The organism is Faecalibacterium sp. Marseille-Q4164, assembly GCF_017377545.1.
In the GTDB taxonomy this organism is placed as follows: domain Bacteria; phylum Bacillota; class Clostridia; order Oscillospirales; family Ruminococcaceae; genus Faecalibacterium; species Faecalibacterium duncaniae.
On the sequence record NZ_JAFREJ010000007.1, the window covers coordinates 40,823 to 65,420 of the forward strand.

Here is a 24,598-nt window from a genome sequence, read left to right on the forward strand (position 1 = left end):
AGGAGGCCCCATGTATTCCGTTCTGAAAAGCTATGGTCTGAACGGCCTGAACGGCTTTGCCGTGGCCGTGGAAGCCGATGTCTCCGGCGGCCTGCCCGCCTTTTCGCTGGTGGGCCTGCCGGATTCCGCCGTGCGGGAAAGCGGTGACCGTGTCCGCTCTGCCGTGAAGAATCTGGGCTACAAATGGCCCGACCGCCACATCACGGTCAACCTTGCCCCGGCGGACATCCGCAAGAGCGGCCCGGTATATGACCTGCCCCTGCTGCTGGCGGTGCTGGCATCCTCCGGCCAGATGGAGGAGCCGCCCGCCGACGCGGCTTTTCTGGGGGAGCTGGCACTGGACGGCAGCCTGCGCCCGGTTTCGGGCGTGCTGCCCATGGCGCTGGCGGCGGCAGCAGACGGCATCCGCAGCCTGTATGTGCCCGCCGAAAATGCCGCCGAAGCCGCCGAGGCGGGCGGCGACGCGATGCAGGTCTACCCCGCACGCACAGCCCGGGAGGTCGTGGATGCGCTGCGGGGCCTTGTGCCCCTCTCCCCTGCCGCGCCCATCCCCTTTGACCCCGCTTCCGGCTGGAATGCCGCCCCGGATTTTGCGGATGTGATGGGCCAGCCGCTGGCCCGCCGGGCCATGGTGCTGGCGGCAGCCGGTGGGCACAACGTGCTGCTCATCGGCGCGCCCGGCACCGGCAAATCTATGCTGGCCAAGCGCCTGCCCGGTATCCTTCCTCCCTTGACCCGGGAGGAGGCTGTGGAGACCACCAAGATCTATTCCATTGCGGGCCAGCTGCCCAAGGGGCGGGGCCTGATCTCCGCCCGACCCTTCCGCAGCCCGCACCACTCGGCCAGCGCGGCGGCACTGGCGGGCGGCGGCACCACCTTCCGGCCCGGCGAGTGCAGCCTTGCCGACTGCGGCGTACTGTTTCTGGACGAGCTGCCGGAGTTTTCCCGGGACAGTCTGGAAGTTCTGCGCCAGCCGCTGGAGGACGGCCAGATCACCGTGAGCCGCGCGGCAGGCAGCGCCACCTACCCCAGCCGGTTCCAGCTGGTGGCCGCCATGAACCCCTGCAAGTGCGGCTATTACGGCCACCCCACCCGTCCCTGTACCTGTTCACCCAGTGCGGTGCGGCAGTACCGCAGCCGGGTGTCCGGCCCCCTGCTGGACCGCATCGACCTCTGTGTGGAGATGGACCCCGTTGCCTTTGACGAGCTCCACACCAGCACCCCCGCCGAGAGCAGCGCAGACCTGCGCAAGCAGGTGCTTGCCGCCCGGGCCGTGCAGGCCAAGCGCTATGCCGCCCCCGGATACGAGGGCGTGCGCTGCAATGCCCAGCTCACAGCCGGGCAGGTGCGGCGTGTCTGCCGGATGACCCCCGCCGCCGAGCGGCTCCTCCGCGCCTCCTACGACACACTGGGTCTTTCTGCCCGCGCCCATGACCGCATCCTCCGGGTGGCCCGCACCGTGGCTGATCTGGCAGGCAAACAGCTGCTGGATGAAGAGGCCCTGCTGGAAGCATTGCAGTACCGCGCGCAGGAAAAGGTGGAGACGTTCTGAGGTTCCTCTTGAAAAAAAGATATCATATATGATATAATAATGGTAACGATTGCTCGATTATAAGAGCCGCCATGCCCTGACCACACAAAACCAATAAAGGGAGTGAGCCGATGGATTACCGCACCTATAAAATGAAGACCTTTGCCGAAAAACCAGAAGTCCGCGCTGAATATGAGCAGCTCGGCCCGCAGTATGAAGCCATCTGCGCCGCGATCGAGAGCCGCAAAGCCGCTGGGCTTACTCAAAAACAACTGGCCGAAAAAATGGGCACAGCACAGGCCAATATTTCCCGCTTTGAAAACGGAAATTCCAATCCCTCGTTGGAGTTTTTGCAAAAAATGGCTGCCTGTATGGGCAAAACGCTTCACGTTTCATTTGAGTGACCACAAAAACCTTTTTTCACATTTCACGATCCGATCTCTGTTTCAAAGAGTGCACTGTCCGCTTTCTGCGGGCGGTGCATTTTTGTTTGCAAAAAACGCTTGACAAATCCCGGCAGTTCTGTATAATTATCTGCGGTAATTATCTTTGGTCACTATTTGAGGAGAAACCACTATGAACATCGCGCTGATCAAACGGATGATGGATGCCTGCTATCAGGCCAAGCGGGTGCGGGATCTGCTGCCTGCCCTGCCGGACGGGGTCCTGCCCTCCTTCATCCAATATCTGGATGCGATCCAGACACTGGAACAGCAGGGCGTACAGGTCAAGGTCTCTGACCTGAGCGATGCGCTCAGCCTGCCCCGCCCCGGCGTGACCCGGACCGTAAAGGACATGGAAGCTCGTGGTCTTTTGACCAAGCAGACCTCCCCTGAGGACGGCCGGGTGACCTACCTGACCATCACAGAGGCCGGGCGGGCGCTTTCCCGCAAATACGATGCGGAATATTTCAGCTCTCTTGTTCCGGCGCTGGAGGTCATCCCGGAAGAGGATGCGGAGACCATGATCCGCACCATCGAGATTTTTTATCAGATCATGGTCGAAAGGAGAGATTCCCATGAAAAATGATAAGACCGATTTCACGCAGGGCAGCATCCCGAAAAAGCTGGCCCTGTTCATGCTGCCCATTCTGGGCTCACTGGTGCTGCAGGCCGCTTACGGCGCGGTAGACCTGCTGGTGGTGGGCCGCTTCGGCTCCACCTCGGGCCTGTCTGCCGTTTCCACCGGCAGCCAGGTGCTCAACCTTGTCACCTTTGTGGTCACCCAGCTGGCCATGGGTGTCACGGTGCTGATCGCGCGGTATCTCGGCGAAAAGAAGCACGAATTCATCAGCCCGGTCATCGGCGGCGCGGCGGTTGTATTCGCCCTTCTGGCCGCTGTGCTGTTCGGGGTTCTGGTGTTTCTGGCACGGCCCATTTCCAGCCTGATGCAGGCCCCGGCCGAGGCCCTTGACCTGACCACCAGCTATGTGCGCATCTGCGGTGCAGGCATCTTCTTCATCGTAGCCTACAATATGCTCTCGGCCCTCTTCCGCGGCCTGGGTGACAGCCGATCTCCCCTGATCTTTGTGCTGGTGGCCTGCGTGGTCAACATCGTCGGCGACCTGGTCCTGGTGGCCGGGTTCCATCTGGATGCTGTCGGTGCCGCCATTGCCACCGTGGCCGCACAGGCTGTCAGCGTGGTCTGCGCTGTTGTCATGCTGCTGAAAAAATCTCTGCCCTTTTCCATCAAAAAGGCGGACTTCCGGCTGAACTTCCAGTGCAAAAAGTTTCTGGCCATCGGCCTGCCGCTGGCGCTGCAGGAGTTTTTGACCCAGCTCTCTTTTCTGGCCCTCTGTGCCTTTGTCAACCGCCTGGGTCTGGAGGCTTCCTCCGGCTACGGCGTGGCCTGCAAGATCGTCAATTTCGCCATGCTGATCCCCAGCGCCCTGATGCAGTCCATGGCTTCCTTCATCTCCCAGAACATCGGCGCAGGCAAGCATCAGCGCGCCCGGCAGACCCTGCGCACCGGCATCGGCATCGGTCTGTTCTTTGGCCTGTTCGTCTTTGCGCTGGTCTTGTGCAAGGGCGACCTGCTCTGCAGCTTCTTCACCACGGATGCACCTGTGATCGCCAACGGCTATGCCTACCTCAAGGGCTTTGCGCTGGAGACCATCCTCACCGCGATCCTGTTCAGCATGATCGGCTATTTCAACGGCAGCGGCAAGACCGTTTTCGTCATGGCGCAGGGCCTGTTCCAGACCCTGCTCGTCCGCCTGCCCATGGCCTACATTATGAGCATCCAGCCCAACGCCAGCCTGACCATGATCGGTCTGGCCGCACCCACCTCCACAGCGGTGGGTGTGCTGCTGAATGTCTGCTTCTTCCTGTACCTGGACCGGAAGGCGAAAAAGCAGGGCTGAGAGGATATACAAAAGGGACGGCGTGGAGCACACGCCGTCCCTTTTTACTTGTTCTCTCAATCCACCACCGGGATATCCAGCCCGAACTCAAGAGGGCGGAAGCGGGGGCAGACATTTTCCGTGATGCAGATGACCGAGGCGGCCAGGCGGCTGCCGATCTCGCAGGATTCAGCCAGAGTCTTGCCGTAGGTCAGGCCGATGACAGTTCCGGCAAAGAAGGCATCCCCCGCGCCGGTGGTGTCGATGACATCCACCTTTTTGGCGGGCACGATGCCGCACTCGCCATTGGCGCGGGCGAACACAGCGCCCTTGCCGCCCATGGTCACCACCATGCAGGGGATGTTGGCGCTGTGCACATTGCCCGCCAGCACCCTGCACATCTCCTCAGGCTCGAGATGGTCGTAATTGTCCGAGAAGAGCAGCCCAGCCTCCTGCTGGTTGCAGACAAAGCAATCGATCTGCTGCAAAAAGTCCCGGCGCTCCATAGCGATGCTCATGTTGGAAACGGCCGCATACACTTTTTTGCCGTACTTTTTGGCGTATTTCAAGGTCTGCTTGACCGTCTCCTTTTCAAGGTCCAGCTCCAGCGCGATGCTGTCGCAGTCGGCAAAGATCTCATCCCCCTGCTCGGCCAGCAGGCCAATGAGCGGTGTGGTATCCGGCCGCTTGGAGATGGCGGCAGTTACATCACCCCTGTTGTCAAAGATGGCCAGCCAGGTGCCCATGCCGTCCGGTACCTTTTTGATGAACCGGGTGTTGACCTTGTGGTTCTCCAGCTTGTCAATGACATCCTGACCCATGCCGCTGTCATCGACAAGGCCCACGAAGGTGGGCCGGAGCTCCACGTTGGCGATATCCTCTGCCACGTTGCGGCTCACGCCGCCGTGGACCTGCTCCATTCTGCCCGCGTTGCGCCCGCCGGGGATATAGGTAGAAAGCGGATATCCCTTGATGTCCACAAACACTGCGCCGATGACTACGATGCCCATAAATTTCTTGATTCCTTTCCGGATTTTACTTTGATATCTCCTATTATATAACAGCTCTTGACAAAAAGCCAATTTTTTCTCTCAAAGCCTACTCTGCCCTTGAAAAACTGTGGCAGTGCTGCCCCGAAGAAAGAGCCTCCGGCATCCACCGATAATCGCTGCTCAGGCTCAGGATCGCATCATACTTCACGCAGTCCGGCAGGGCAGGCGAGGCCAGCAGGGTATCCGCCTGCACAGGGGCCGCAAGCGCAGCACTGCCGCTCAGGGTAACAAAGGTCTGCCCGGCGGCGTGGATGCGGGCCACACAGCCGTTCCGGGTGCGGAGCACCTCCACCTCTGCCGGGCCGCAGCGGACACGGCGGGTGGCATAGAGCGCCATCCGGTCAACGGCAATGCGTTGTTCTGCCCCCATCCGCTGGGCGCTCTGGGGCCTGAGCCGCAGGTCGATCAGGCACTCCACGGTCCGGATATTCCGGCGTTCCAGCGTGGTCTCCACGGCGCTTTGGGTCACGTCGCCGCCGCGGAAGAGGATGACGGCGCTCTCGTTCCGGCTGATGACCACCGCCGGGGCATTCCGGCTGCCCACCAGCTCCACCCGGACAACATTCCGGCTCAGGGCATTGCCGGTGAAAACAGCAATCCCCGCCGTCAGCAGAAGGGCAGGCAAGGCCACCCGCAGACGTACCCTGTTATGGAACGCCAGCCAGCAGAGCCCGGCCAGCAGCAGGCAGACCACGGCGGCATAGGCGGTGTCGAACCAGATCTGTGCCCCGGGCCAGCCGGACACCCAGAGTGCCCAGCGGTCCAGCACCTCTGCCAGAAATTCCGCGCAGCACGAGCACACCCGCTGGGCCGGGGCCAATGCAGGCACCAGCCCCAGCAGGGCTGCTCCCAGACCGGTGAGCAGGATGGGTTCCACCAGCCAGAGCACTGCCGCGCCGGACACCAGCGCGTACAGGCTGGTGCTCATCCCCCGCAGCACCAGCACCGGGAAGGTAGCCATGGAGGCGCAGGCCGAAATACAGACCGTTTCCCACAGACTTCCCGCAAGCCCAAGCGCTTTCCGCTTCCAGAACCGGAGGCGGGGGTGCTTTTTCTTTGCCCGTTGTTTTTCCCAGGCTTCCTGACTGCGGCGCACCACGGCTCCACCGGCCAGGGTGCCCACCACCGCCGCAAAGGAGAGCTGAAAGCCTACGTCACAGACGGCGTAGCTGTTGCCCGCCGTCATCAGAACACCGGCCACACCCAGCGAGGTCAGGGCATCCGGCGGGCCGTAGACCCAGACCCCCAGCGCACTGAGCCAGACGGCCCCCGCCGCGCGCAGAACAGAGGGCGTAAAGCCCGTCACGCCCACCAGCAGCAATGCCAGCACCGCACTGAACAGCGCCCTGACCCGGCGGCCGGTATAGCCGCGCAGTCGCTTTTTGCGGCGGGGCAGCAGCCTGCCCAGCACATCGCCGCACAGGATCGAAACATGCATTCCGCTGACCACCAGCACATGGGAAAGCCCCGCGCCCCGGTAGGCTGTGCGCAGTTCCTTGGAGAGATGGGTGCGGTCGCCCGTGACCATGGCGGCCAGCACGCCCGCCGGGCCGGAGGCCATCCCCTGCCGCAGGGCGGCGCTCAGCCGCTTCTGGAGCCGGGCCGTCCGGGCGCGGAAGGAGGTGCTCTGCCCCAGCAGCGCAAAGCCTTTCTCATAAGCAGCGTTCAGGGCAATGCCATCGGCCAGGGCATTCAGGCGGGCGGTGTCATCGGGTGTTTCCAGCGCAAAGCGGCCCTTGACCCGGTCGCCGGGGCTGCAGACGGGCAGGCTGGCGCACTCCACCCGGAGGGAGGCCGCCTCCCGATCCACCGTTTCCACCCGCAGGACCGCCCGCACCCTGCTGGGGAAATAGGAAGAGGTTGTGCTCTCCACCTCCGCCTCCAGCAGGACACTGCGGCCATCGTAGGCGGTCTGGATCGCATCCCATTTTGCCTGCGTGGAGCCGGTCAGCACAAGGCCCAGCGCAGCCCCCAGGATCAGGCAGATGCCATAGCCCCAGGCCGGACTTTTGCGCAAACGGCCCACCAGCGCCCACAGCAGACCGACAATAAAAAATGCCGCAAACGGCACAAAACGTCCCGTTTGCGGCAAAAAGGCGCACACCAACTCCAGCCCCAGCGTTCCTGCGCAGAAAACACAGAGCGGGCGGCGCATCTTACTTAGTGGAAGAACAGGGGCAGCGGCTCAAGGAAGATGATATCCTTGCGCTCGGCTGCATCGCCCTCGGCCAGAACAGCGGCCTGGCCCACGATGGTGCACTGGGTCTTTTCTGCCAGTGCGTCCAGCGCCTTCAGGGAGCCGCCGGTGGAGATGACATCATCCACCACAAGCACACGCTTGCCGTTCATCTTGTCCAGCTCCTTGCGGTCGATGACCAGCTTCTGCTTGCCTGCGGTGGTGATGGACTGATCCTCCACCACGACAGGGTCGGCCATATAGAGCTTTTCGCCCTTGCGTGCGCAGATGTAGGGCTTGCCGCTCTGGCGGCTCATCTCGTGTGCCAGAGGGATGCCCTTGGCCTCAGCGGTCAGCAGGATATCAAACTCGGGGCACTTTTTCAGCAGCTCGGTGGCAGCAGCCACGGTCAGCTCTGCATCGCCCAGCATGATGAAGGCCGCAATGTCCATGTGGTCGTTCACCTTGCAGATGGTCAGTTCACGGGTCAGGCCCGCAACATTCAGGGTATAAGTCTTTGCCATAACAATTCCCTTCCTTTTGTTCGATCCGTTATTTTTATGCGCGGCTCAGACAGGCAGCTTCTCGCCGCCCAGCACATGGAAATGCAGGTGCTTCACGGTCTGGCCGGCATCCTCGCCGACATTGGAGATCACGCGGTAGCCGTTGTCCAGGCCGACTTCCTTGGCCAGCTTGGCGATCACGGCAAAGATATGGCCCAGCAGGGCACCGTCCTCCTCAGTCAGGGCAGCGGCACTCTGGATGTGCTTTTTGGGCACAACAAGAAAGTGCACCTTGGCCTGCGGGTTGATATCGTAAAACGCCACGACCTGATCGTCCTCATACAGCTTGTTAGAGGGGATCTTGCCCTCGGCGATCATGCAAAACAGACAATCTTCCATGGGAATTGCTCCTTTCACTCAGCCCAGCTGCTTCTCAACGATGCCCTTGACAGCGGCCAGAGCCTGGTCGATCTTGGTCTCGTCCTTCAGGCCGGCCATTGCAAAGTCGGGCTTGCCGCCGCCCTTGCCGCCTGCGATGGCGCTGATCTCCTTGACCAGCACGCCAGCCTTGAGGCCCTTTTCCTGTGCCAGCTTGTTCACGGTAACAGCCATGGTGATCTTATCCTCAGCCTTGCCCACCAGAACAGCGACCACAGGGTTGACAGCCTTCTCGCGGATGCTGTCGCACATGCCGCGCAGGGTGTCGCCGGTGGTGCCGGTGAAGTAGGCGGAAGCGATCTTCACGCCGCTCACTTCCTCGGCATTGTCGAACAGACTGTTGACCTTGGAAGCGGCGATCTTTGCCTTGACCTCCTCCAGCTCGCGGCTCATGGCCTTGTTCTCAGCCATCACAGCCTCAGCACGAACAGGCAGAGAGGTGACGTTGTTGGCCTTCAGGGTGTTTGCCACATCATGCAGCATAGCCTCCTGCAGGTTTGCACGAATCAGCAGGTTGCGGCCGGTAACAGCCTCGATGCGGCGGATGCCTGCAGCCACAGAGCTCTCGCTGACGATCTTAAAGCCGCCGATCTGGGCGGTGTTCTTGACGTGGGTGCCGCCGCAGAACTCGGTAGACCAGCCCTCGATATCCACCACGCGGACGACCTTGCCGTACTTCTCGCCGAAGAGGGCCATTGCGCCCAGCTTCTTGGCCTCCTCGATGGGCATCTCCTTGACGGTGACGTTCATCGACTCGTAGATCTTATCGTTGACGATCTTCTGCACCCGGGCCAGCTCCTCAGGCGTGACGGCGCTGAAGTGGGTGAAGTCGAAGTGGGTGATCTCCGCATCCTGATAGGAGCCTGCCTGATGGACATGGTCGCCCAGCACCTCACGCAGGGCAGCCTGCAGCAGATGGGTCGCGGTGTGGTTGCGGCAGACGGACATCCGGTATTCCTTGTCCACCTGAGCGTTCAGGTGGTCGCCCACCTTGACGATGCCGCTCTCCAGCACGCAGGTGTGGACGTAGTAGCCCTTGGGGGTCTTTTTCACGTCCAGCACACGCAGGCTGCACTCGGGGCCGGTCAGCAGGCCGTTGTCCGCCACCTGACCACCCATCTCAGCGTAGAACGGGGTCTTGTCCAGAACCACCAGCACGCCGTCCTTTGCCTCCTCATCGGTGGCAATGGCATCGGTCAGGGTCTCCTCGTCGCTCAGGGCAACCACAACGCCGGTGTCGTTCAGGGTCTCATAGCCGGTAAAGACAGTGGGCTCAACGGTCAGGCCGCCGAACAGGTCCTCGCTCCAGCCGGAGATGTTCTTCTTCAGGCGCTCGGCACGGGCGCGCTCCTTCTGCTTCTTCATCTCAGCATGGAAGCCGTCCTCGTCGATCTCAATGCCCTGCTCGGCAGCGATCTCCTTGGTCAGATCGAGGGGGAAGCCGAAGGTATCGTTCAGCTTGAACACGTCCAGACCCTTGAGCAGGTGCTGGTGTGCCTTTTCCAGGCCGTCGATCATGTTGTTCAGGATGTTCATACCGGCATCGATGGTGCGGGCAAAGTTTGCCTCCTCGGTGCCGATGACCTTCTTGATATAGGCATCGTGCTCACGCAGCTCGGGGTAAGCGCTCTCGCTGGACTGGATGACCGTCTCCACCAGCTCCACCAGGAAGGGGCGGGAGATGCCCAGCATCCGGCCATGGCGGGCAGCGCGGCGGAGCAGGCGGCGCAGAACGTAGCCGCGGCCCTCGTTGGAGGGCAGGATGCCGTCAGACACCATGAAGGTGCAGCTGCGGATGTGGTCAGTGATGACACGGATGGAGATGTCATCCTTGGCGTTCTCACCGTAGGTCTTACCGGCAATGTGCTCCACATGGTGCAGCACGCTCTGAACGGTATCCACCTCAAACAGGTTGCCCACGCCCTGCATCACGCAGGCCAGACGCTCCAGGCCCATGCCGGTATCGATGTTGGGGCGTGCCAGACGCTCGTAGTGGCCCTTGCCGTCGGCATCGAACTGGCTGAACACCAGGTTCCAGATTTCCATATAGCGGTCGCAGTCACAGCCCACGCCGCAGGTCGGCTTGCCGCAGCCGTACTCGGGGCCGCGGTCAAAGTAGATCTCAGAGCAGGGGCCGCAGGGGCCGGAGCCGTGCTCCCAGAAGTTGTCCTCCTTGCCCAGACGCACCATGTGGTCCGGAGCAATGCCCACCTTCTTGGTCCAGATATCGTAAGCCTCGTCGTCCTCTTCGTAGACGGAGATGTGCAGCTTATCCTTGGGGATGGCCATCCACTCGTCGCTGGTCAAGAACTCCCAAGCCCAGGGGATGACCTCTTCCTTGAAGTAATCCTGGAAGGAGAAGTTGCCCAGCATCTCAAAGAAGGTGCCGTGGCGGGCAGTGATGCCCACGCGCTCGATATCCGGGGTGCGGATGCACTTCTGGCAGGTGGTCACACGATGGCGGGGAGGCTCTTCCTGCGCCAGGAACCATTTTTTCATGGGGGCCATGCCGCTGTTGATCAGCAGCAGGCTGGGGTCGTTCTTCGGCACCAGCGGGAAGCTGTCCAGACGCAGGTGGCCCTTGCTCTCAAAGAAGCTCAGGTACTTTTCACGCAGTTCATTCAAACCGGTCCATTGCATAGGTTTTCTCTCCTCAATTGTCCTTGGCGTTTGCACGTCAGTTTTTATGATGTTATGGCAGAGGGGCGGGCAGGCGCAAAAACAAAAACAGCCCCATCCCAAAAGGGACGAGGCTGTGTAAAACTGCTCCGTGGTACCACCCAAATTGCAAAGGATAAAACTGCTTGTCCCCTGCCGCTTTCGGCGCGGTAACGCTGCGCTGCGTCCGACTTGTTTCGCCGGAAGCTCCGGGGTGGCACGAAACGAGACCTGCCGGAGCGCCTTGCAGCTGGGAGCGCTCTCTCTGGGCGGCGGTGTGCATTTCTGACCCCATCAATGCCATCTGTCATAATTCACATCCCGCAAAAAGGCACAGTGCCCCTTGCGTACACTTAAATTATAGCATCCCGGAAGCGTTTGTCAACGGGTTTTCCACAAATTTTACGGCACCCAGATGCGGTCTACATGGGTCATCTCGCCGTTTTGGATGGTCACGGTCGTGTTTCCCGCATTCCACCCATAAACATCTTCTTCGCTGCTCATTGCATCGCAAACCGCCCGGTCTCCCTTGACCATCACTGGGTCGGCTCCAAAGTCTGCTGCGCCGTCCGATAGTTCGATATCGTCTGCCATAACAAGCTGCTTCACCACACCAACTTCATAATAAGCGGGAAAATCATCCCATGTCAGAGTCCGGTAATGGTCCTCCTCTTTGCATAAGTCGATGCCGCCTTCTTCTATTCCGCCGTTGATGGTCACATAGTTGTTTTCCCGCTCGATGCTCTCCACGGTCAGGGCTGTAGTTTCCTCTGTCCCGTTTAGATGTGTTACAATGGTATCGCCTTCGCTCAATGCTTCTATCTCTGGGGCTGTGTACCGGTCATAGTCGTATACGACCGCGTCGTTGATGGTATTCTTGCGTTCACCGACCCATACTTTATCGCTTTCAAAGCTGATGTGATAGGTGCCATCCGAAAGGGGGTCGCTCAGTAAAACGCCTTGCATGGGCTGTACTTCCGTTTTTTGCGCCTCCTGCGCCTCCGAAGAGGTCGTGCTTGGCGTGGAAGCCGCTGTGCTTCCCGCCGTGGAACTGGAGGCCCCACAGCCCGCCATGGTGATCCCAAGCGCCAAAAGCACCGTAAATGTTCCTATTTTATGGTTCCATCTCATACGAAAACCTTCTTTCTCTTGCTTGACGGAACGTTTCCGTTCCGCTACAATAAAAACGATTCAAAGACACATTCTATTTCAAGATAGAGAGGAAAATTTCCGTGAAAATCTTAAAAGTAAAATGTCTGGCCCCCACCCGGCTGGACAACTATCTGATGCAGCAGTTCCCGGCGCTGAACCCGGGCCGCCTGAACAAGGCTCTGCGGGAGAACAAGATCAAGCTGAACGGCAAAAAGCATCCCCTTTCCACCCGCGTGATGGCAGGCGACGAGATCAAGCTGTTCATCCTGGACGAGGTACTGGATGCCGACAAGCGGGTGGAAGGCCCGGCGTGGAAGAACGCCCGCGGCCTGGCACAGGTCATCTACGACTGCCCGCAGATCCTGGTGGTGAACAAGCCTGCAGGCCTTGCCGTGGATGGCCCCGAGGACGACACCCTGCTCAACCGTGCTCTGCTCTACCTCAACCAGCAGGGTGAGTACAAGGAGAACGATCTGTACACCCCGGCCCTCTGCCACCGGCTGGACACCGGCACCAGCGGTCTGGTCCTCATTGCCAAGACCCCCGAGGCCGAGCAGCTGTTCCTTGAGGTCATCAAGAACCGCGAGGTCAAAAAGACCTACCTCTGCGTCACCTTTGGCCGCCCCACCCCGCCAGACGGCACCCTGGGCGGCTACCTGCTCAAGGATGCAGACCGGGGCATCGTGAAGATCGTGCCCGACAAGCAGCCCGGTGCCAAGGACGTGGAGACCCAATATGAGACCGTTGCCGTCTCCGGCCGTCTGGCCCTGCTCAAGGTCCGGCTCATCACCGGCCGCACCCACCAGATCCGTGCCCACATGGCAAGCATCGGCTGCCCCATCCTGGGCGACAGCAAGTACGGCAACAACACCGCCAACCGGGAGCTTAAGCTGAAATATCAGGCCCTCTGCGCCTGGGAGCTGGTCCTCCCCCGCTTCACCTCCCCCGACTTCGCTGACCTCTCCGGCAAGACCTTCCGCGCACCGAAGCCCTGGTATTACCAGCAGGTACTGGATGGAACGTTGAAGTAAGTTTCCTCCGCAGCCCAAAACGGCATCTCTCCATTTGATTGGAAAGATGCCGTTTTTCTTACTTATTTGCTTGAAAAATACTCATCACAGAATGCAAACCAAAGTTTTTCATAATCCTCATGCTTTACCTCAATCAATTGATACGGAGATACAATATTCCGTTTGATAGCTTCTGCTGCAAAATCTCTGACATAATCGCCAGCCTCTGTATAAAATCCATACACATTTTGGATTCCTTTTTCAGCTGCCACAAACAATCGTGTATGACCATCCACGGAAACATTATGGCCTTCCCAATTCACAAGCGGAATTATCAAGTCTTCTTCTGTATGAACAAAGTCACTTACAGCTTGCTTTTTGATTTCATCCACATAAAACTGTGAAGGCTGAATCTCTGCCATAGGAATCTTCACTAGTTCTACCGCAGGGTATGTTTTCACTAGATTATTTGTTTCGTCCCAAAAATTCGTAATATGTTCGGCATAAAATCGAAATTCATCTATCACAGCTTCATAGAAATTCGAGTTCTTTCCTCTTATAATCGCATCTGTTTTCGACACAATTTCCACTTCATACGGGTCATCTCCAACAAGAAATGCTCCATGTTGATTCAGAACTTTTTTCAAAAATCGATCATCCAGATATGTGTTTACTCGATTTACTCCAGGCATATATTCTTTTTGCTTCATCGTTTTATATTTCATCCTTTTATCTTATCGGCCCCACCGATTTCCCGAACCACCAGCTTCATCTTACCATAGTTTCTGTTCTGTGGCAACAAAACGCGGCACCTCTCCGTACAACCGGAAAGATACCGCTTTTCTTGTTCCTATATGTTCAAATCAGAAGTCCTTATCCTTCCGAATCTCGAACTCCATGCCGTGGATATTTTCCTTCCGCACAACATCATACTCGTAGCCCGGGAAGTCTTTGCGAATCGTAACTGTGTTCAGGCAGTCATAACCCAATTTCCGATACAACCGGATAGCCGCTTCATTGCGAGCGGCGGCTTCGATGTAAAGGGAAACCGAATACTGCTTCACGATTTCTTCCAGCTGGTGAATCGCTTCGCTGCCAAAACCGTGGCCCTGCCATTCCGGCAGGATGAACAAATCTTCCAGCCAGTCCATTTTACCGCCGCGGCTTCCCAGATGGGCAAAGCCCACATTGACGGCATCGTTCTGGATAAAATAAATCATATGGCCCGGTTTTGTCCAGTTCTGCAAATCTTCCAGCGCTTCCGCTTCGCTCTGGTCATAATGACTGTGTGCTTTCCAGAAGCCCTGAATGAGTGGGATGATTTGTGCTTCTTCGTTCGTGTACTGCTTTAGTGTAATCATAACAGAATCCTCTTATTGTATCAGGCCTCCACCTTTTCCACGCTCCACCAGCTCCATCATATCATAGTTTCTGTTTCAGAGCAACCAAAAAACGGCACCACAGTTTTCAGCTGTGATGCCGCTTTCATTTTACCTATCAGATCCTCACCATATCCCGGGTGATCTCGGCCAGAGAGTGTGCGCCGCACATCTGCATGGTATCAGCCAGCTCGGCGGCGATTTTGTCGATGTAGCACTTCACGCCTTCCTCGCCGCCGCCATAGACTGCGGTGACAAAGGGGCGGCAGATGAGCACAGCGTCAGCGCCCAGAGCCAGCGCCTTGAACACATCCACGCCGGAGCGGATGCCGCCGTCCACCAGAATCTTCACGCCGCTGCCCTTGAGGGCTTCAGCGATCTCCGGCAGGACCTCGGCGGTGGCGGGGCACTGATCCAGCACACGGCCGCCGTGGTTGGAGACCACGATAGCAGCAGCACCGGCTTCCTTGGCCTTGAGGGCACCCTTGACGGTCATCACGCCCTTGACGATGAAGGGGCGCTCGGCCAGCTTGACGATCTCGGCCAGCTCGGCAACGCTCTTGCTGCCGGCGGGCGGGGTCATATTCTTCAGGAAGGGCAGACCGGCGGCATCCACGTCCATGGCAACGGCAAAGCAGCCGCTGGCCTTGGCCTGCTCCATCTTGGCCTTGACAGTGTCAATGTTCCAGGGCTTGATGGTGGGCACGCCGCAGCCGCCTGCTGCACCAATGGCCTTGGTGGCCATAGTCATCACGTCAGGGTTGGTGCCGTCACCCGTAAAGGCGGCAATGCCATTTTCGGCACAGGCGCGCACCAGCACGTCATTGTAGGTCATGTCGGTGTAGGTGTCGGAATAGTGGAGGTTTACCGCACCCACAGGGCCTGCAAAGAAGGGATACTTGAAGGTTTTGCCAAACAGCTCCACACCGGTGTCGGGGGTGCCGTTCTCGCACAGGGTGTCCATGTTCACCCGGATCTCCGCCCACTTATTATAATTGCGGATGGCCGTATCACCCACGCCCTTGGCACCGGGGCCGGGGATCTGGTTTTTGCAGGCCACACCGTTGCACACGGGGCAGGCCTTGCAGTACTGCCCGATGCACTGGCGGGCATTGTTCAAAACATCAGCGTAATTCATATTGCATCCTCCTGTTCAGGTTCCCTTTTTCGAGCGGAACCTGCAAATTCCAACCGTTCTCTGCCCACATCATAGTCCGTTTTTATGGGTTCGTCAAGGGGATCAGCGGGTCCCGCTTTTTCTAACGAAAAAATGTATGGCGCAGAAACGTTGATTTTTAGATTTTTCAAATTTTTTCAAAAAAATCCTTGACAAAAGTCATCCTTTCAGGTATTATAGTGGAGCGCTGAGGGCCACGGCCCGAAACGCTGAAAACTGAAGATGTGGAAAGATGGCTGAGTTGGTCTAAGGCGCACGACTGGAAATCGTGTAACGTGTCAAAAGCGTTCTGGGGTTCGAATCCCCATCTTTCCGCCAGAAACCCCGGAACGAATGTTCCGGGGTTTTTCTGTTGACGTAAAAAGGAGTTTCTACAATGTCTGCTGCTATTACGATTGCAATGCCGCGCATGGTGCCGAACCAGCTGCTGGCGGAGGCTCACGCAAAATATCCCGAAAGCCTTGCCCGGGCCGGGGCAGAAATGCGCTGGATCGAGCTGAACGACCCCGACAAAGCCGTACAGGATGCGCTGGCCTGTGACGGCCTGCTGCTGCCGGGCGGCGGCGACATCGACCCGAAATTCTACGGGCAGGAGCGCATCCCTGCCTGCGGTGAGCCCAACGTTCTGCGGGATATCGCCGAGCCGCTGCTGCTGCGCGCCTTCCTTGCCGCCGACAAGCCGGTGCTGGCCATCTGCCGGGGCATCCAGCTGATGAATGTTGCGCTGGGCGGCGATCTGTATCAGGACATCAAACCCTTTGAGCACGTCCCCCACAACGACCATTGGGGCAAGATCCACACTGTCACCGTGCGGCGGGATACCTTGCTCTCCCGCATTCTTGGGCAGGATACCGTTCTGGTCAACAGCCAGCACCATCAGGCGGTAGACAAGGTCGCTCAGGGCCTTGTGCTGTCGGCCCTGAGCGAGGACGGCATCGTGGAGGGCATTGAGAAGCCGGACGCGAAGTTCTGCCTGGGCGTGCAGTGGCACCCTGAATGGCTCAGCGCTGCCGACCCCGCCATGCAGGGGATTTTTGATGCCTTTGTGGCGGCCTGCAAATAAATTATAAAAAATCAAAGCCAACTTGAACGATTTTTAAGCTCTGGATCGTATTCCTTATAAAGAGAACAGGAGGTTCTGCCATGAAATCTTCCAAAAAGCGTTCCCGCGCCGTGGTCACGGTGGTGGCCTGCATTCTGGCGGTGTGTCTGGTGGCTGCGCTGGTCCTTTTCAGTCTGGTCAACAGCAAAGTCCGTGCCTTACAAAAGGGTGCGACTTTTGAGTTCAGCTATAACATCACCGCACAGGACAGTGCCAGTACCCCGGCCCTGTACAATATTCTGAAACAGGTGGGTGCAACTTCCGGCGATGTGGCCGGGCTGTATTCGCCGGGGCAGCTGCAATTGTACCTGTACCCCTCCGGCGGGCTTGCCCGCGCCGAGACCGGCGGCACCGACTTTTTCACCGACCTCTATATTGATGCCAACGACACCTACTTCGATGCCGGGCGGCTCTACCGCACCCTGCGGGATTCCATCGCGGACAGCGTGCCGCTGGTGGGTGCGTTCCTGCCGGAGTGGTCTCTGCCCAACTACATCACGCAGGCCCAGCTGGCAAAGATCCTCGGCGTGCCCAACACGCAGGTGGCCATGCAGGAGATGTCCGGCTATACCATGACCCTTAGCCGCCAGTGCGTCGTCCACCCCGATTATGCCAAAAAGGGCTACACCTACTACCAGTTCCCGTCTGAGGGGGAGGACGCGGCTGTCCTTGTGGTGGGCCTGCCGCTGAAGTCCCTGCTCTTCGATGACACCATCCCCGTGGATGTGCATGTGGAGATCCCCGCCCACGGTGTCAACGCAGCCCTGAGCGGCACACTGAAAGCCGGTGTCAACAGCCTTTCGGCTCCCGTCAGTGTCATTTCCGACAGCGACATCGATTCCATTGTCCAGCTCCGGGAACGTCTGGAGCAGTTTGCCGATCTCATCAACACAGCGTTAAAGCGTGTGCAGTAACAAAAAAGCAGAGCCGTGCAGCGTTTGAACTGCACGGCTCTTATCTATTTCAGCGCTTATGCTCAATGTGTTCCTGGATCCATTTGCCGCCATCGCCGCTGCCCACCGCACTGTTATAGACAATGCCGGTCAGCTCGCTGGTCAGGTCGGACTTCATCTTTTTGTACTCCTGCTCTGCCTGATCCGCAACGCTCTGATCACGGCCATTGTCCCGCAGGTACTGGCGCAGCTCTTTCAGGATGGCATTGAACTCCTTGTCACACTCGCCCTGAACACTGGTCAGCTTGGCGGTCTTGGACACCACGATGGAGACCTTCATCCCCAGATTGCGCTCCTCCACCGGGTGGGAGATATACTCATCGTAGGCTTCGTAGATCACGCCGTAGAGCTTGGATTCCGTCTGCTTCTTCAGGTTCTGCAGCTGGCGGATGTAGCTGTCGATCCTGGCATCCACCTCATTCTCCGAAGCAGCGGAGCTGCTGGAGGCATGGCTGCTGCTGGAGGCATGGCTGCTGCCGGGGGCCTGACTGCTGGCCGCATGGCTGCCGGAAGCCGCAGAGGAGGCAGGCACCGAGTGTGCGGCGCTGGAACCGGACACTGCGGAGCTCACGCTGTCCGCCTTGCCTGCGCTGGCGGAAGAGGAGACCTCACTGGACGAAGCTGTCTCCGAAGAGGAAATGCCAAGTTCCTCTTCCAGCTGTTCCAAAAAGGACGAAACCGGGGATTCTTCCGTCACCTCACTGCTGACGGCGCTCTTGCTGGAGGCGGCGGCGCTGGAGGGCCCCTCAGCTTCCCCGCCGGGCAGAGCGGAGGACGGCACCGAGCTGGCCTGCGCCTCGGACACAGGGGTGCTTTTCCGCATCCCTGTCAGGATCAAAGCAGCTGCCACGGCCACCACAAGAACGATGACCGCAGCCAGCTGATAAAGCTTCTTTTTCTGCATCTGGCACAAAATTCTCCCACTTCAGATTTCGTTCCCGGCCTTTTGCCGCGCAGGAACAGGTCTATCATATCATCCCCGGGGGAGAATTTCAATGGATAAATCGTGAAAAATGTCGCCTAACTGCCTTTTTATGACCGGATTTCGTCCCATTTCACAGCCTGTCGGAGACGCGGTCAGTCTTTTTTCACGGCCACAAGAACGCGGATCTTTCCGCCCGCCGCGCTGCCATGGGCATCGTACCAGCCGATGAGGCTGTAATCCTCGGCGTTGATCTGGGAAAGGGTGGTGGCGTAATACTTGCCCTTGTACCACAGATACACCTGCATGTCATCGGCAGTCTCATAGCGGGTGGAGCCGCTCCGCACGGAGGCCGCCCCCAGCTGATCCACCGTGACCGGGAGCAGCTGGGCCATGGTGCCCACACTGCCGGAAGCAGTCTTGCGCACCGAGATACCGCCTGCCAGCACGGGATACTTCACGCTGGTCTTATAGGTGGTCTGCTCACCGTTGACGTAGCAGACATAGTTCGCGCCGCTGCTCAGGTAATCCAGCACCGAGCTGACCACGCCCGTGGTGCTGTTGGCACCAATCTTGAGCAGATAGCTTGCCAGGCTGGCGGTGCTGCTGGTCACACTCTCCCACAGGGTGCTGCCGATGCTGCCATCGACCAGCCCATACAGCAGGGTGCTGGTGGAGGGCATCACGCTTTCCACCGCACCGGCCACAAGGTCAGAGGCGCTGGAACCGGTGGTGTTGGAGGTGGACGAGCCGGAGCCGGTGTTCGTGGTGGAGCTGGCTGCGGTGCTGATGAGGTTGGTCACATCATCCAGCACACCGTAGGTCCACAGGTCGCCGGTGGCATCGTTCAGAATGAGCCGGTCAATGGCACCGTTCCCATCCACGGTGTAGTAACGGACATCCGAGGCAGAAAGTGTCACCCCCGATAGGCGGCCGGGACTTACTGTCCCAGCCAACCCCTCCGCTGTCGTATCCAGGATCTCCACATCCGAAGCAAGGGCCGCATCGCCCAGCGCGGTGCCGTCCGCACGGATGGTGCCGCTGACCGATTGGCCGCTCAGGGTCTCCACGTTCTCCCCGTCGGCGTTGACGGTGATCTTCACCAGCCAGCCGGTGGGGAAGTTCAGGCTCTTGTCCACATTCACGGTGCGGGTCACGCCATCGGTGCAGGCCACCTGCACGCTTTGGAGCACATCCGCGCCGTTTTCTTCGGTCAGGCTGCGGGAAGAAGTCTGCACCACGCCATAGAACACGCTGTCAGCTTCCTCGCCGGTCAGAACGGCCACCGCCTCGTTGTTCATGCCCAACAGCAGGGTGACCACCTGCCCCACTCCGCCGCCGTTGAAGGCCGAGAGGACCGATGCCGCTGCCGAGGAAGCCAGCGTGTAGCTGGTGCCTGCCACCGTCACACTGGTGGGGGCGCTGGCGCTGGGCGAGACCGCCGTGATGCGGCCCGCCGCCTTGCGGGAGTAGATCCAGACCGTTCTGGCGCTGGCGCTGTAATAGTAGACATCGTAGGCGTTCAGAGCGGCATCTGTGGCCACGGTATCATTGCGGTAGACCGCCGCCGGGGCAAAGGGCAGCTGGGTGGTGCCATCGGCCACAAAGGGGCCCTCCACACTGCTGAGCAGCACCGAGGACAGGTCGATCCGGCCATCCGTCACGGTAAAGCCCAGCGTGGCGGCATAGGTCTGGTTTTCAGCGGTGCTGGCCGTCAGGGCATTATAGAAGAGCACAGCGGCATCTTCCAGGGTCAGGCCCTGCCCCTGCACGGCGCTCAAACCGGCCCGCAGGCCCAGGCTGCCGGCTTTGTTGAGCTGTGCCGCCGGGAAGCTGCCGCTCAGAGTGGTAACATCATAGCCCAGCAGCTTGAGGGCGGCGGTACAGGCCTCTTCCAGCGTCACACCGTTGTCGGGCCGGAAAGAGCCGTCGGTGTAGCCGCTGAGCCATCCCTGCTGGACGGCAATGCGGATATAGGGGGCATATTCGTTCCCGCTGTCCACATCGGTGAACAGGGTGCCGGTGTTCCCCTGCGTGGCGGCGCTCTCCCGGTAGGCCGAGAATGTCACCAGCAGCTTTGCCAGCTGGCCCCGAGTCAGGGCGGTGCTCAGGGCGGAGGCCTGTTCGCTGGTCAAGCCGCCCAGCGTCACGGCAGTCTGCACCGCCGCATTGCTGGCAGCGGCATTTGCCGGCACCACCAGCATCGAGCAGGCGATGCTCACCGCCAGCAAAAGGGAAAGGATTCTTTTTTTCATGGAAGATTCTCCTTAAGATCGTGTTTCCTCTATTCCAGGCTCCCCTGCCAGGGGAGCTCCGCAAGGCGCTGGCGAAGCCAGACCGAAGCGGTGAGAGGTTTAATCATATCTCAATGCTTCAATGGGGTTCAGCCTTGCGGCGCGCTTGGCAGGCAGGTAGCCGAACAGTACACCGATGCCCACCGAGATGCCAAAGGCCACCAGCACTGAGGTCATGGAGGGGGCCACCGTCAGTTCCATATCCGACACCAGCAGCGGAAGCACCCGGTTGGCCAGAGCGCTGAACAGATAGCCCAGTGCAATGCCAAGCAGGCCGCCCAGTGCGGAGGTGGTGGCCGCTTCAGTGACGAACAGGGCAAGAATGCAGCGTTCCTTGGCACCCAGCGCCTTGCGAATGCCGATCTCCCGGGTGCGCTCGGTGACGGACACCATCATAATGTTCATAATGCCGATGCCGCCCACCAGCAGGGAGATGGCTGCAATGGCGGTCAGGATCGCCACCACCATGTTGATCATGCCGGTCATGGTCTCCAGCATCTCGCTCAGGCTGGTGATGAAATAGCCGTCCTCCGCGTGGAGGATGGATTCGATCCCTACTACCAGAAGATTCTTGCCCTCATCGGCAAGTTCATCGCTCACCAGAACCACGCCGTAGGAGCTGGCGCTGGTCCTGCTGATGCGCTGGGCGGTGGTATAGGGCACAAAGATCATGTCATCGTCGGTGCCCTCCTGATCGGTCGTACTGCTGACATTGGCTTCCAGCACACCCACGATGGTAAATCTCTCGCTGCCGATTTTGATGGTCTGGCCGATGGCGTTGCCGCCGTAGGCCGCACGGGCAATGTAATCGCCCACCACGCAGACCTTTTTATTGTCCGTGATGTCCACATAGGTCAGGCCCCGGCCCTGGGCCAGCGTGCGCCCCATCATATCCAGGTAGGTCTCACTCACGCCCTTGACGCTCGTATAGCCATAGGTGGTGGTATCCACCTTCACGGTGCTGTCCAGCGTGGTGGTGGGCGACATGCCGGTGAACACCTCCGGGTGGCTGTCCACGATATCGTACAGCTGCTGTACGGTCACGGTGCGGGAGCCGCGGCCCGTGATCTGGACGCTGAGGATATTGGTCCCCATCTCAGAAAAGCTGTCCTTGATGCTTTGGGTCATGCCATTGCCCAAGCCCACGATGACGATGACCGCCGTGACACCGATGATGATGCCCAGCATGGTCAGAACCGTGCGGAACTTGTTGCTCCAGATATTCTTGACTGCTTCGCGGAAGGTCTCGTAGATCATGCGTCCCCCTCCTGTTCTGCCGGTTCAAAGTTCAATGTCGGCTGAACGATGGCCTCCGGTGCCCGGGCATCGCCGTCGTAGACCACGCGGCCATCCTCCAGCCGGATGATGCGCTGGGCCTGCACGGCAATAGAGTTGTCGTGGGTGATGAGCACCACGGTGTTGCCCTGCCGGTGGAGCTGCTGCAGCATTCCCAGCACCTCGCGGCCGGTGTGGCTGTCCAGCGCGCCGGTGGGCTCGTCGGCCAGAATGACCGCCGGATTCCCGGCCAGCGCCCGGGCAATGGAGACGCGCTGCTGCTGACCGCCGGAAAGCTGGCTGGGCTTGTTTTTCAGCTTATCGCCCAGCCCCACCTGCTCCAGTGCCTCGCGGGCCCGGCGGCGGCGCTCGGCGCGGGGCACGCCCGCATAGATCAGCGGCACCTCCACGTTTTCCAGCAGATTCAATTTGGGCAGCAGGTTATACTGCTGGAAGATGAAGCCCAGCATCTCGTTGCGCACCTCAGCCTGCTCATTGCCGGACATGTTGCCCACCTCCCGGCCATTGAGCCGGTAGCTGCCCGCTGTGGGCACATCCAGGCAGCCGATGATGTTCATACAGGTGGATTTACCGGAGCCGGACTGGCCCACGATGGCCACGAACTCGCCCTTTTCAATTTTCATGCTGATGTGGTCGGCGGCTTTTACCGTGGTGTCACCCATCCGGTAATATTTGCACACATCCTCAAATTCGATCAGAGCGCTCATTGCGGGCCACCTCCCGGTGCGCCGCCGCTCGGGCCGCCGCTTCCACCGCCGCCCTGACCGGGCCCGCCGACCACCATCATCTCCTCCATCTGTCCGTCAGCGCTGACAGAGGCGGTGCTGCTGGCGGTGTAGGCTACGGTGTCGCCTTCCTGCAGGCCGCTTGTTACGGCGATGTAATCATCATCGCTGGTGCCGGTGGTCACCTTGACATAGACATAGCCCTCCGGGGCGGTCATGCTGGGGTCGGCGTTGGCAGCGCTGGGGGAATCCTTGGTCACCAGCACATAATTGCCCCGCACCACAGCGGCATTGGGGATGGAAAGCGCGTTCTCGGTGCTGGCCGTCGTGATCTCGGCGGTGGCGTTCATGCCGGGCAGCAGGTCGCCGGTATCGTCGATGCGGATGGTGACGGGATAGGTGGTGGTGCCGCCTACCGTGGTGCCCGCCTTGGACACGCTGGTGACCACGCCGGTAAAGGTGCGGTCAGAGATGGCATCCGCGGTGATGGTCACACTCTGCCCCTCCTTGATGGAGAGGATCTCCAGTTCGTCCACATTCACCGTCATCTGCAGATAGCTCAGGTCGTAGATGGTGCACAGGCTGGTGCTGCCCGCGGTATTGCTCACGGTGTCGCCCGCCTTGACCTCCTTGGAGATGACCGTACCGCTGATGGGTGAGGTGATGGTATAGTTGTTCAGCTGATCCTCGGTGTCCTCCATGGACATCTGGGCACTGCGCAGGTTATCGGAGGCGTTCTGCACCTGCTTGGTCAGCTCCTTGCCGGAGATCCTGACCAGCGCGGTATCGGCGCTGACAGAGGAGCCCTCTTTCACGCAGAGGGCGGTCACGGTGCCGCCGGTGGAGGCGGTGATGGTCTGCTCGTTCTGGTAGCTGAATTTTGCCGATGCCAGTGCGCTGACCCCGTTGACGCTGGCCGTTGCGGCCTGCGCGGTGGTCAGGCTGCCGGTGTTGTTCACCGCAATGGTCACGGTGCGCACCAGCAGGTTCCCGCTGCTCAGGGCATCCGCACCGGAGACAGAGCGCACGGTGCCGGAGACGGCCTCAAAGGTGCCGTCCAACGTGACCTGTGCGGCCTGCCCCACGGTAAAGTTCGCCGCATCCGCCGCCGGGAATTCCAACGTCAGCAGTAGGGTGGAGGCATCCCGCACAGTGGCCACCTCCTGCCCGGCGGTGACCACATCGCCCACCGCCACCTTATAGGAGGCCAGCGTGCCGCCGATGGTGCTGCGGATGTATTGGGCATCCACGGCATCCTCGTAATTGCGCTGGGCCTGATCCAGCGAGAGCTGGGCCTTTTCCGCGCTGTTGGCGGCGTTGGAGCTGTCGATGGTGTAGAGCACCGTTCCCTCTTCAATGGTGTCCCCCACCGCAAAATCGGCGGTGAGCACGGTGCCGGACACCAGCGCATTGACGGTGTAGGTGTTGGCGGCGGCAATGGTGCCGGAGCCGCTGAACACATTGGTGATATTCCGGCGCTCCACCGCGCTTTCCAGATATTCGGTATCTACGCCTGCCGGTTTTGCGCCATTCCCGGGCAGCAGGAACGCACCGGCCACTGCGGCTGCGCAGGCGGCAGCGGCAATGCGCTTCCAGTTGCGCCTTACAAAAGGTCTCCAGCCCTTCGGTCTTTGTTCTGCAGGCACTTCCAGCGCCAGATTGAATTCCTGGTCGCTCTGTTCCTGCGGCGTTTGTTTCTTTTTTCGCAGCATTGGTTGCCCCTCCCTGATGTTATGGCCGGGTGCAAAGCTGCACCCGCCCTTCTTCCAACAGTATAGCGGGGCTTTCTTAACATTCGCCGGAGATATTTCTTAAGACTTGCTTAAGTTCGGTGGAAAAAGTGTAAAAAGAGACCCTCCCCGTCATCGCTTCGCAATGCCGCCTCTCCC

At 59.7% G+C, this 24,598-nt stretch carries 21 protein-coding genes and 1 tRNA gene; 8 read left to right on the forward strand and 14 right to left on the reverse strand.

The genetic code is table 11. The features are described from left to right. The first annotated feature begins 10 nt into the window (after positions 1–10). From J3352_RS08430 to J3352_RS08445, 4 genes are all read left to right on the forward strand, one after another. Positions 11–1,552 (forward strand): YifB family Mg chelatase-like AAA ATPase, encoded by a 1,542-nt coding sequence (locus J3352_RS08430; RefSeq protein WP_005933402.1) that lies wholly within the window; start codon positions 11–13, stop codon positions 1,550–1,552. A 110-nt stretch (positions 1,553–1,662) separates the two neighbouring features. Next, entirely contained in the window at positions 1,663–1,935 is a 273-nt protein-coding gene (locus J3352_RS08435) for a helix-turn-helix transcriptional regulator (protein ID WP_005933400.1), read from the forward strand. Between the two features lie 172 nt (positions 1,936–2,107). Beyond that, entirely contained in the window at positions 2,108–2,560 is a 453-nt protein-coding gene (locus tag J3352_RS08440; protein ID WP_005933396.1) for a MarR family winged helix-turn-helix transcriptional regulator, read from the forward strand. Continuing rightward, entirely contained in the window at positions 2,550–3,893 is a 1,344-nt protein-coding gene (locus J3352_RS08445; RefSeq protein ID WP_005933394.1) for an MATE family efflux transporter, read from the forward strand. Before J3352_RS08440 ends, J3352_RS08445 begins: the two co-directional genes overlap by 11 nt. A gap of 56 nt (positions 3,894–3,949) precedes the next feature. On the opposite strand, the gene J3352_RS08450 is transcribed toward J3352_RS08445, so the two are convergent. The 6 genes from J3352_RS08450 to J3352_RS08475 all read right to left on the reverse strand — a co-directional run bounded on the left by J3352_RS08450 (position 3,950) and on the right by J3352_RS08475 (position 11,665). Continuing rightward, positions 3,950–4,882, reverse strand: a complete 933-nt coding sequence (locus tag J3352_RS08450) for a carbohydrate kinase family protein (RefSeq protein ID WP_156065958.1) — start codon at positions 4,880–4,882, stop codon at positions 3,950–3,952. Between the two features lie 88 nt (positions 4,883–4,970). Beyond that, positions 4,971–7,016, reverse strand: coding sequence for a ComEC/Rec2 family competence protein (locus tag J3352_RS08455; RefSeq protein ID WP_197036491.1), 2,046 nt, complete (start codon positions 7,014–7,016; stop codon positions 4,971–4,973). A gap of 68 nt (positions 7,017–7,084) precedes the next feature. Beyond that, complete coding sequence (locus J3352_RS08460) at positions 7,085–7,624, reverse strand: phosphoribosyltransferase family protein (RefSeq protein WP_005933386.1); 540 nt, start codon at positions 7,622–7,624, stop codon at positions 7,085–7,087. 45 nt (positions 7,625–7,669) lie between these two features. Continuing rightward, on the reverse strand, positions 7,670–8,002 hold the full coding sequence (locus J3352_RS08465; RefSeq protein WP_005933383.1) for a histidine triad nucleotide-binding protein: 333 nt from the start codon (positions 8,000–8,002) through the stop codon (positions 7,670–7,672). An 18-nt stretch (positions 8,003–8,020) separates the two neighbouring features. Continuing rightward, positions 8,021–10,681 carry an alanine--tRNA ligase gene (gene alaS / locus J3352_RS08470; protein ID WP_156065962.1) on the reverse strand — a complete coding sequence of 887 codons (2,661 nt, stop codon included), beginning with the start codon at positions 10,679–10,681 and terminating at the stop codon, positions 8,021–8,023. A 420-nt stretch (positions 10,682–11,101) separates the two neighbouring features. Further along, positions 11,102–11,665: a hypothetical protein gene (locus tag J3352_RS08475; protein WP_097772716.1), complete on the reverse strand. Its 564-nt coding sequence runs from the start codon at positions 11,663–11,665 to the stop codon at positions 11,102–11,104. A 266-nt stretch (positions 11,666–11,931) separates the two neighbouring features. Between J3352_RS08475 and J3352_RS08480 the strand changes: the two genes are divergently transcribed. Then, positions 11,932–12,882: an RluA family pseudouridine synthase gene (locus tag J3352_RS08480; RefSeq protein ID WP_156065964.1), complete on the forward strand. Its 951-nt coding sequence runs from the start codon at positions 11,932–11,934 to the stop codon at positions 12,880–12,882. Between the two features lie 62 nt (positions 12,883–12,944). Here the strand turns inward: J3352_RS08480 and J3352_RS08485 are convergent, their stop codons facing one another. The 3 genes from J3352_RS08485 to J3352_RS08495 form a co-directional block, all read right to left on the reverse strand. Then, the gene (locus J3352_RS08485) at positions 12,945–13,571 is read right to left on the reverse strand and encodes a hypothetical protein (RefSeq protein ID WP_050762791.1); all 627 of its coding nucleotides are present in this window, start codon (positions 13,569–13,571) and stop codon (positions 12,945–12,947) included. A 153-nt stretch (positions 13,572–13,724) separates the two neighbouring features. Further along, positions 13,725–14,222 (reverse strand): N-acetyltransferase, encoded by a 498-nt coding sequence (locus tag J3352_RS08490; protein WP_156065533.1) that lies wholly within the window; start codon positions 14,220–14,222, stop codon positions 13,725–13,727. 136 nt (positions 14,223–14,358) lie between these two features. Continuing rightward, positions 14,359–15,378 (reverse strand): alpha-hydroxy-acid oxidizing protein, encoded by a 1,020-nt coding sequence (locus J3352_RS08495; RefSeq protein ID WP_117533581.1) that lies wholly within the window; start codon positions 15,376–15,378, stop codon positions 14,359–14,361. Between the two features lie 265 nt (positions 15,379–15,643). Here J3352_RS08495 and J3352_RS08500 point away from each other — a divergent pair. The 3 genes from J3352_RS08500 to J3352_RS08510 all read left to right on the forward strand — a co-directional run bounded on the left by J3352_RS08500 (position 15,644) and on the right by J3352_RS08510 (position 17,433). Next, positions 15,644–15,735: transfer RNA gene (locus tag J3352_RS08500), tRNA-Ser, on the forward strand. Positions 15,736–15,793: 58 nt separating this feature from the next. Next, positions 15,794–16,480 carry a gamma-glutamyl-gamma-aminobutyrate hydrolase family protein gene (locus tag J3352_RS08505; RefSeq protein ID WP_005933185.1) on the forward strand — a complete coding sequence of 229 codons (687 nt, stop codon included), beginning with the start codon at positions 15,794–15,796 and terminating at the stop codon, positions 16,478–16,480. A gap of 80 nt (positions 16,481–16,560) precedes the next feature. After that, positions 16,561–17,433: a hypothetical protein gene (locus tag J3352_RS08510; protein WP_099357225.1), complete on the forward strand. Its 873-nt coding sequence runs from the start codon at positions 16,561–16,563 to the stop codon at positions 17,431–17,433. 49 nt (positions 17,434–17,482) lie between these two features. Here the strand turns inward: J3352_RS08510 and J3352_RS08515 are convergent, their stop codons facing one another. From J3352_RS08515 to J3352_RS08535, 5 genes are all read right to left on the reverse strand, one after another. Continuing rightward, a complete protein-coding gene (locus J3352_RS08515; protein WP_156065966.1) occupies positions 17,483–18,376 on the reverse strand; it encodes a hypothetical protein in 894 nt (297 codons plus the stop codon). 173 nt (positions 18,377–18,549) lie between these two features. Beyond that, a complete protein-coding gene (locus J3352_RS08520; protein ID WP_099357226.1) occupies positions 18,550–20,649 on the reverse strand; it encodes an S-layer homology domain-containing protein in 2,100 nt (699 codons plus the stop codon). A 99-nt stretch (positions 20,650–20,748) separates the two neighbouring features. Then, on the reverse strand, positions 20,749–21,945 hold the full coding sequence (locus J3352_RS08525; protein WP_005933168.1) for an ABC transporter permease: 1,197 nt from the start codon (positions 21,943–21,945) through the stop codon (positions 20,749–20,751). Then, positions 21,942–22,691 (reverse strand): ABC transporter ATP-binding protein, encoded by a 750-nt coding sequence (locus tag J3352_RS08530; RefSeq protein WP_099357227.1) that lies wholly within the window; start codon positions 22,689–22,691, stop codon positions 21,942–21,944. The genes J3352_RS08525 and J3352_RS08530 overlap by 4 nt, the downstream gene beginning before the upstream one ends. After that, positions 22,688–24,421 (reverse strand): HlyD family efflux transporter periplasmic adaptor subunit, encoded by a 1,734-nt coding sequence (locus tag J3352_RS08535; RefSeq protein ID WP_005933163.1) that lies wholly within the window; start codon positions 24,419–24,421, stop codon positions 22,688–22,690. The genes J3352_RS08530 and J3352_RS08535 overlap by 4 nt, the downstream gene beginning before the upstream one ends. Positions 24,422–24,598 lie beyond the last annotated feature (177 nt).

What these genes read in the sequence shown, in the direction of transcription:
- J3352_RS08440 (WP_005933396.1), top strand. Translation starts at nt 2,108, where the DNA reads ATGAACATCGCGCTGATCAAACGGATGATGGATGCCTGCTATCAGGCC.
- J3352_RS08510 (WP_099357225.1), top strand. Translation starts at nt 16,561, where the DNA reads ATGAAATCTTCCAAAAAGCGTTCCCGCGCCGTGGTCACGGTGGTGGCC.
- J3352_RS08525 (WP_005933168.1), bottom strand. Translation starts at nt 21,945, where the DNA reads ATGATCTACGAGACCTTCCGCGAAGCAGTCAAGAATATCTGGAGCAAC.
- J3352_RS08445 (WP_005933394.1), top strand. Translation starts at nt 2,550, where the DNA reads ATGAAAAATGATAAGACCGATTTCACGCAGGGCAGCATCCCGAAAAAG.
- J3352_RS08475 (WP_097772716.1), bottom strand. Translation starts at nt 11,665, where the DNA reads ATGCAAGGCGTTTTACTGAGCGACCCCCTTTCGGATGGCACCTATCAC.
- J3352_RS08450 (WP_156065958.1), bottom strand. Translation starts at nt 4,882, where the DNA reads ATGGGCATCGTAGTCATCGGCGCAGTGTTTGTGGACATCAAGGGATAT.
- J3352_RS08465 (WP_005933383.1), bottom strand. Translation starts at nt 8,002, where the DNA reads ATGGAAGATTGTCTGTTTTGCATGATCGCCGAGGGCAAGATCCCCTCT.
- J3352_RS08435 (WP_005933400.1), top strand. Translation starts at nt 1,663, where the DNA reads ATGGATTACCGCACCTATAAAATGAAGACCTTTGCCGAAAAACCAGAA.
- J3352_RS08460 (WP_005933386.1), bottom strand. Translation starts at nt 7,624, where the DNA reads ATGGCAAAGACTTATACCCTGAATGTTGCGGGCCTGACCCGTGAACTG.
- J3352_RS08485 (WP_050762791.1), bottom strand. Translation starts at nt 13,571, where the DNA reads ATGAAGCAAAAAGAATATATGCCTGGAGTAAATCGAGTAAACACATAT.
- J3352_RS08515 (WP_156065966.1), bottom strand. Translation starts at nt 18,376, where the DNA reads ATGCAGAAAAAGAAGCTTTATCAGCTGGCTGCGGTCATCGTTCTTGTG.
- J3352_RS08430 (WP_005933402.1), top strand. Translation starts at nt 11, where the DNA reads ATGTATTCCGTTCTGAAAAGCTATGGTCTGAACGGCCTGAACGGCTTT.
- J3352_RS08495 (WP_117533581.1), bottom strand. Translation starts at nt 15,378, where the DNA reads ATGAATTACGCTGATGTTTTGAACAATGCCCGCCAGTGCATCGGGCAG.
- J3352_RS08535 (WP_005933163.1), bottom strand. Translation starts at nt 24,421, where the DNA reads ATGCTGCGAAAAAAGAAACAAACGCCGCAGGAACAGAGCGACCAGGAA.
- J3352_RS08520 (WP_099357226.1), bottom strand. Translation starts at nt 20,649, where the DNA reads ATGAAAAAAAGAATCCTTTCCCTTTTGCTGGCGGTGAGCATCGCCTGC.
- J3352_RS08530 (WP_099357227.1), bottom strand. Translation starts at nt 22,691, where the DNA reads ATGAGCGCTCTGATCGAATTTGAGGATGTGTGCAAATATTACCGGATG.
- alaS (WP_156065962.1), bottom strand. Translation starts at nt 10,681, where the DNA reads ATGCAATGGACCGGTTTGAATGAACTGCGTGAAAAGTACCTGAGCTTC.
- J3352_RS08490 (WP_156065533.1), bottom strand. Translation starts at nt 14,222, where the DNA reads ATGATTACACTAAAGCAGTACACGAACGAAGAAGCACAAATCATCCCA.
- J3352_RS08505 (WP_005933185.1), top strand. Translation starts at nt 15,794, where the DNA reads ATGTCTGCTGCTATTACGATTGCAATGCCGCGCATGGTGCCGAACCAG.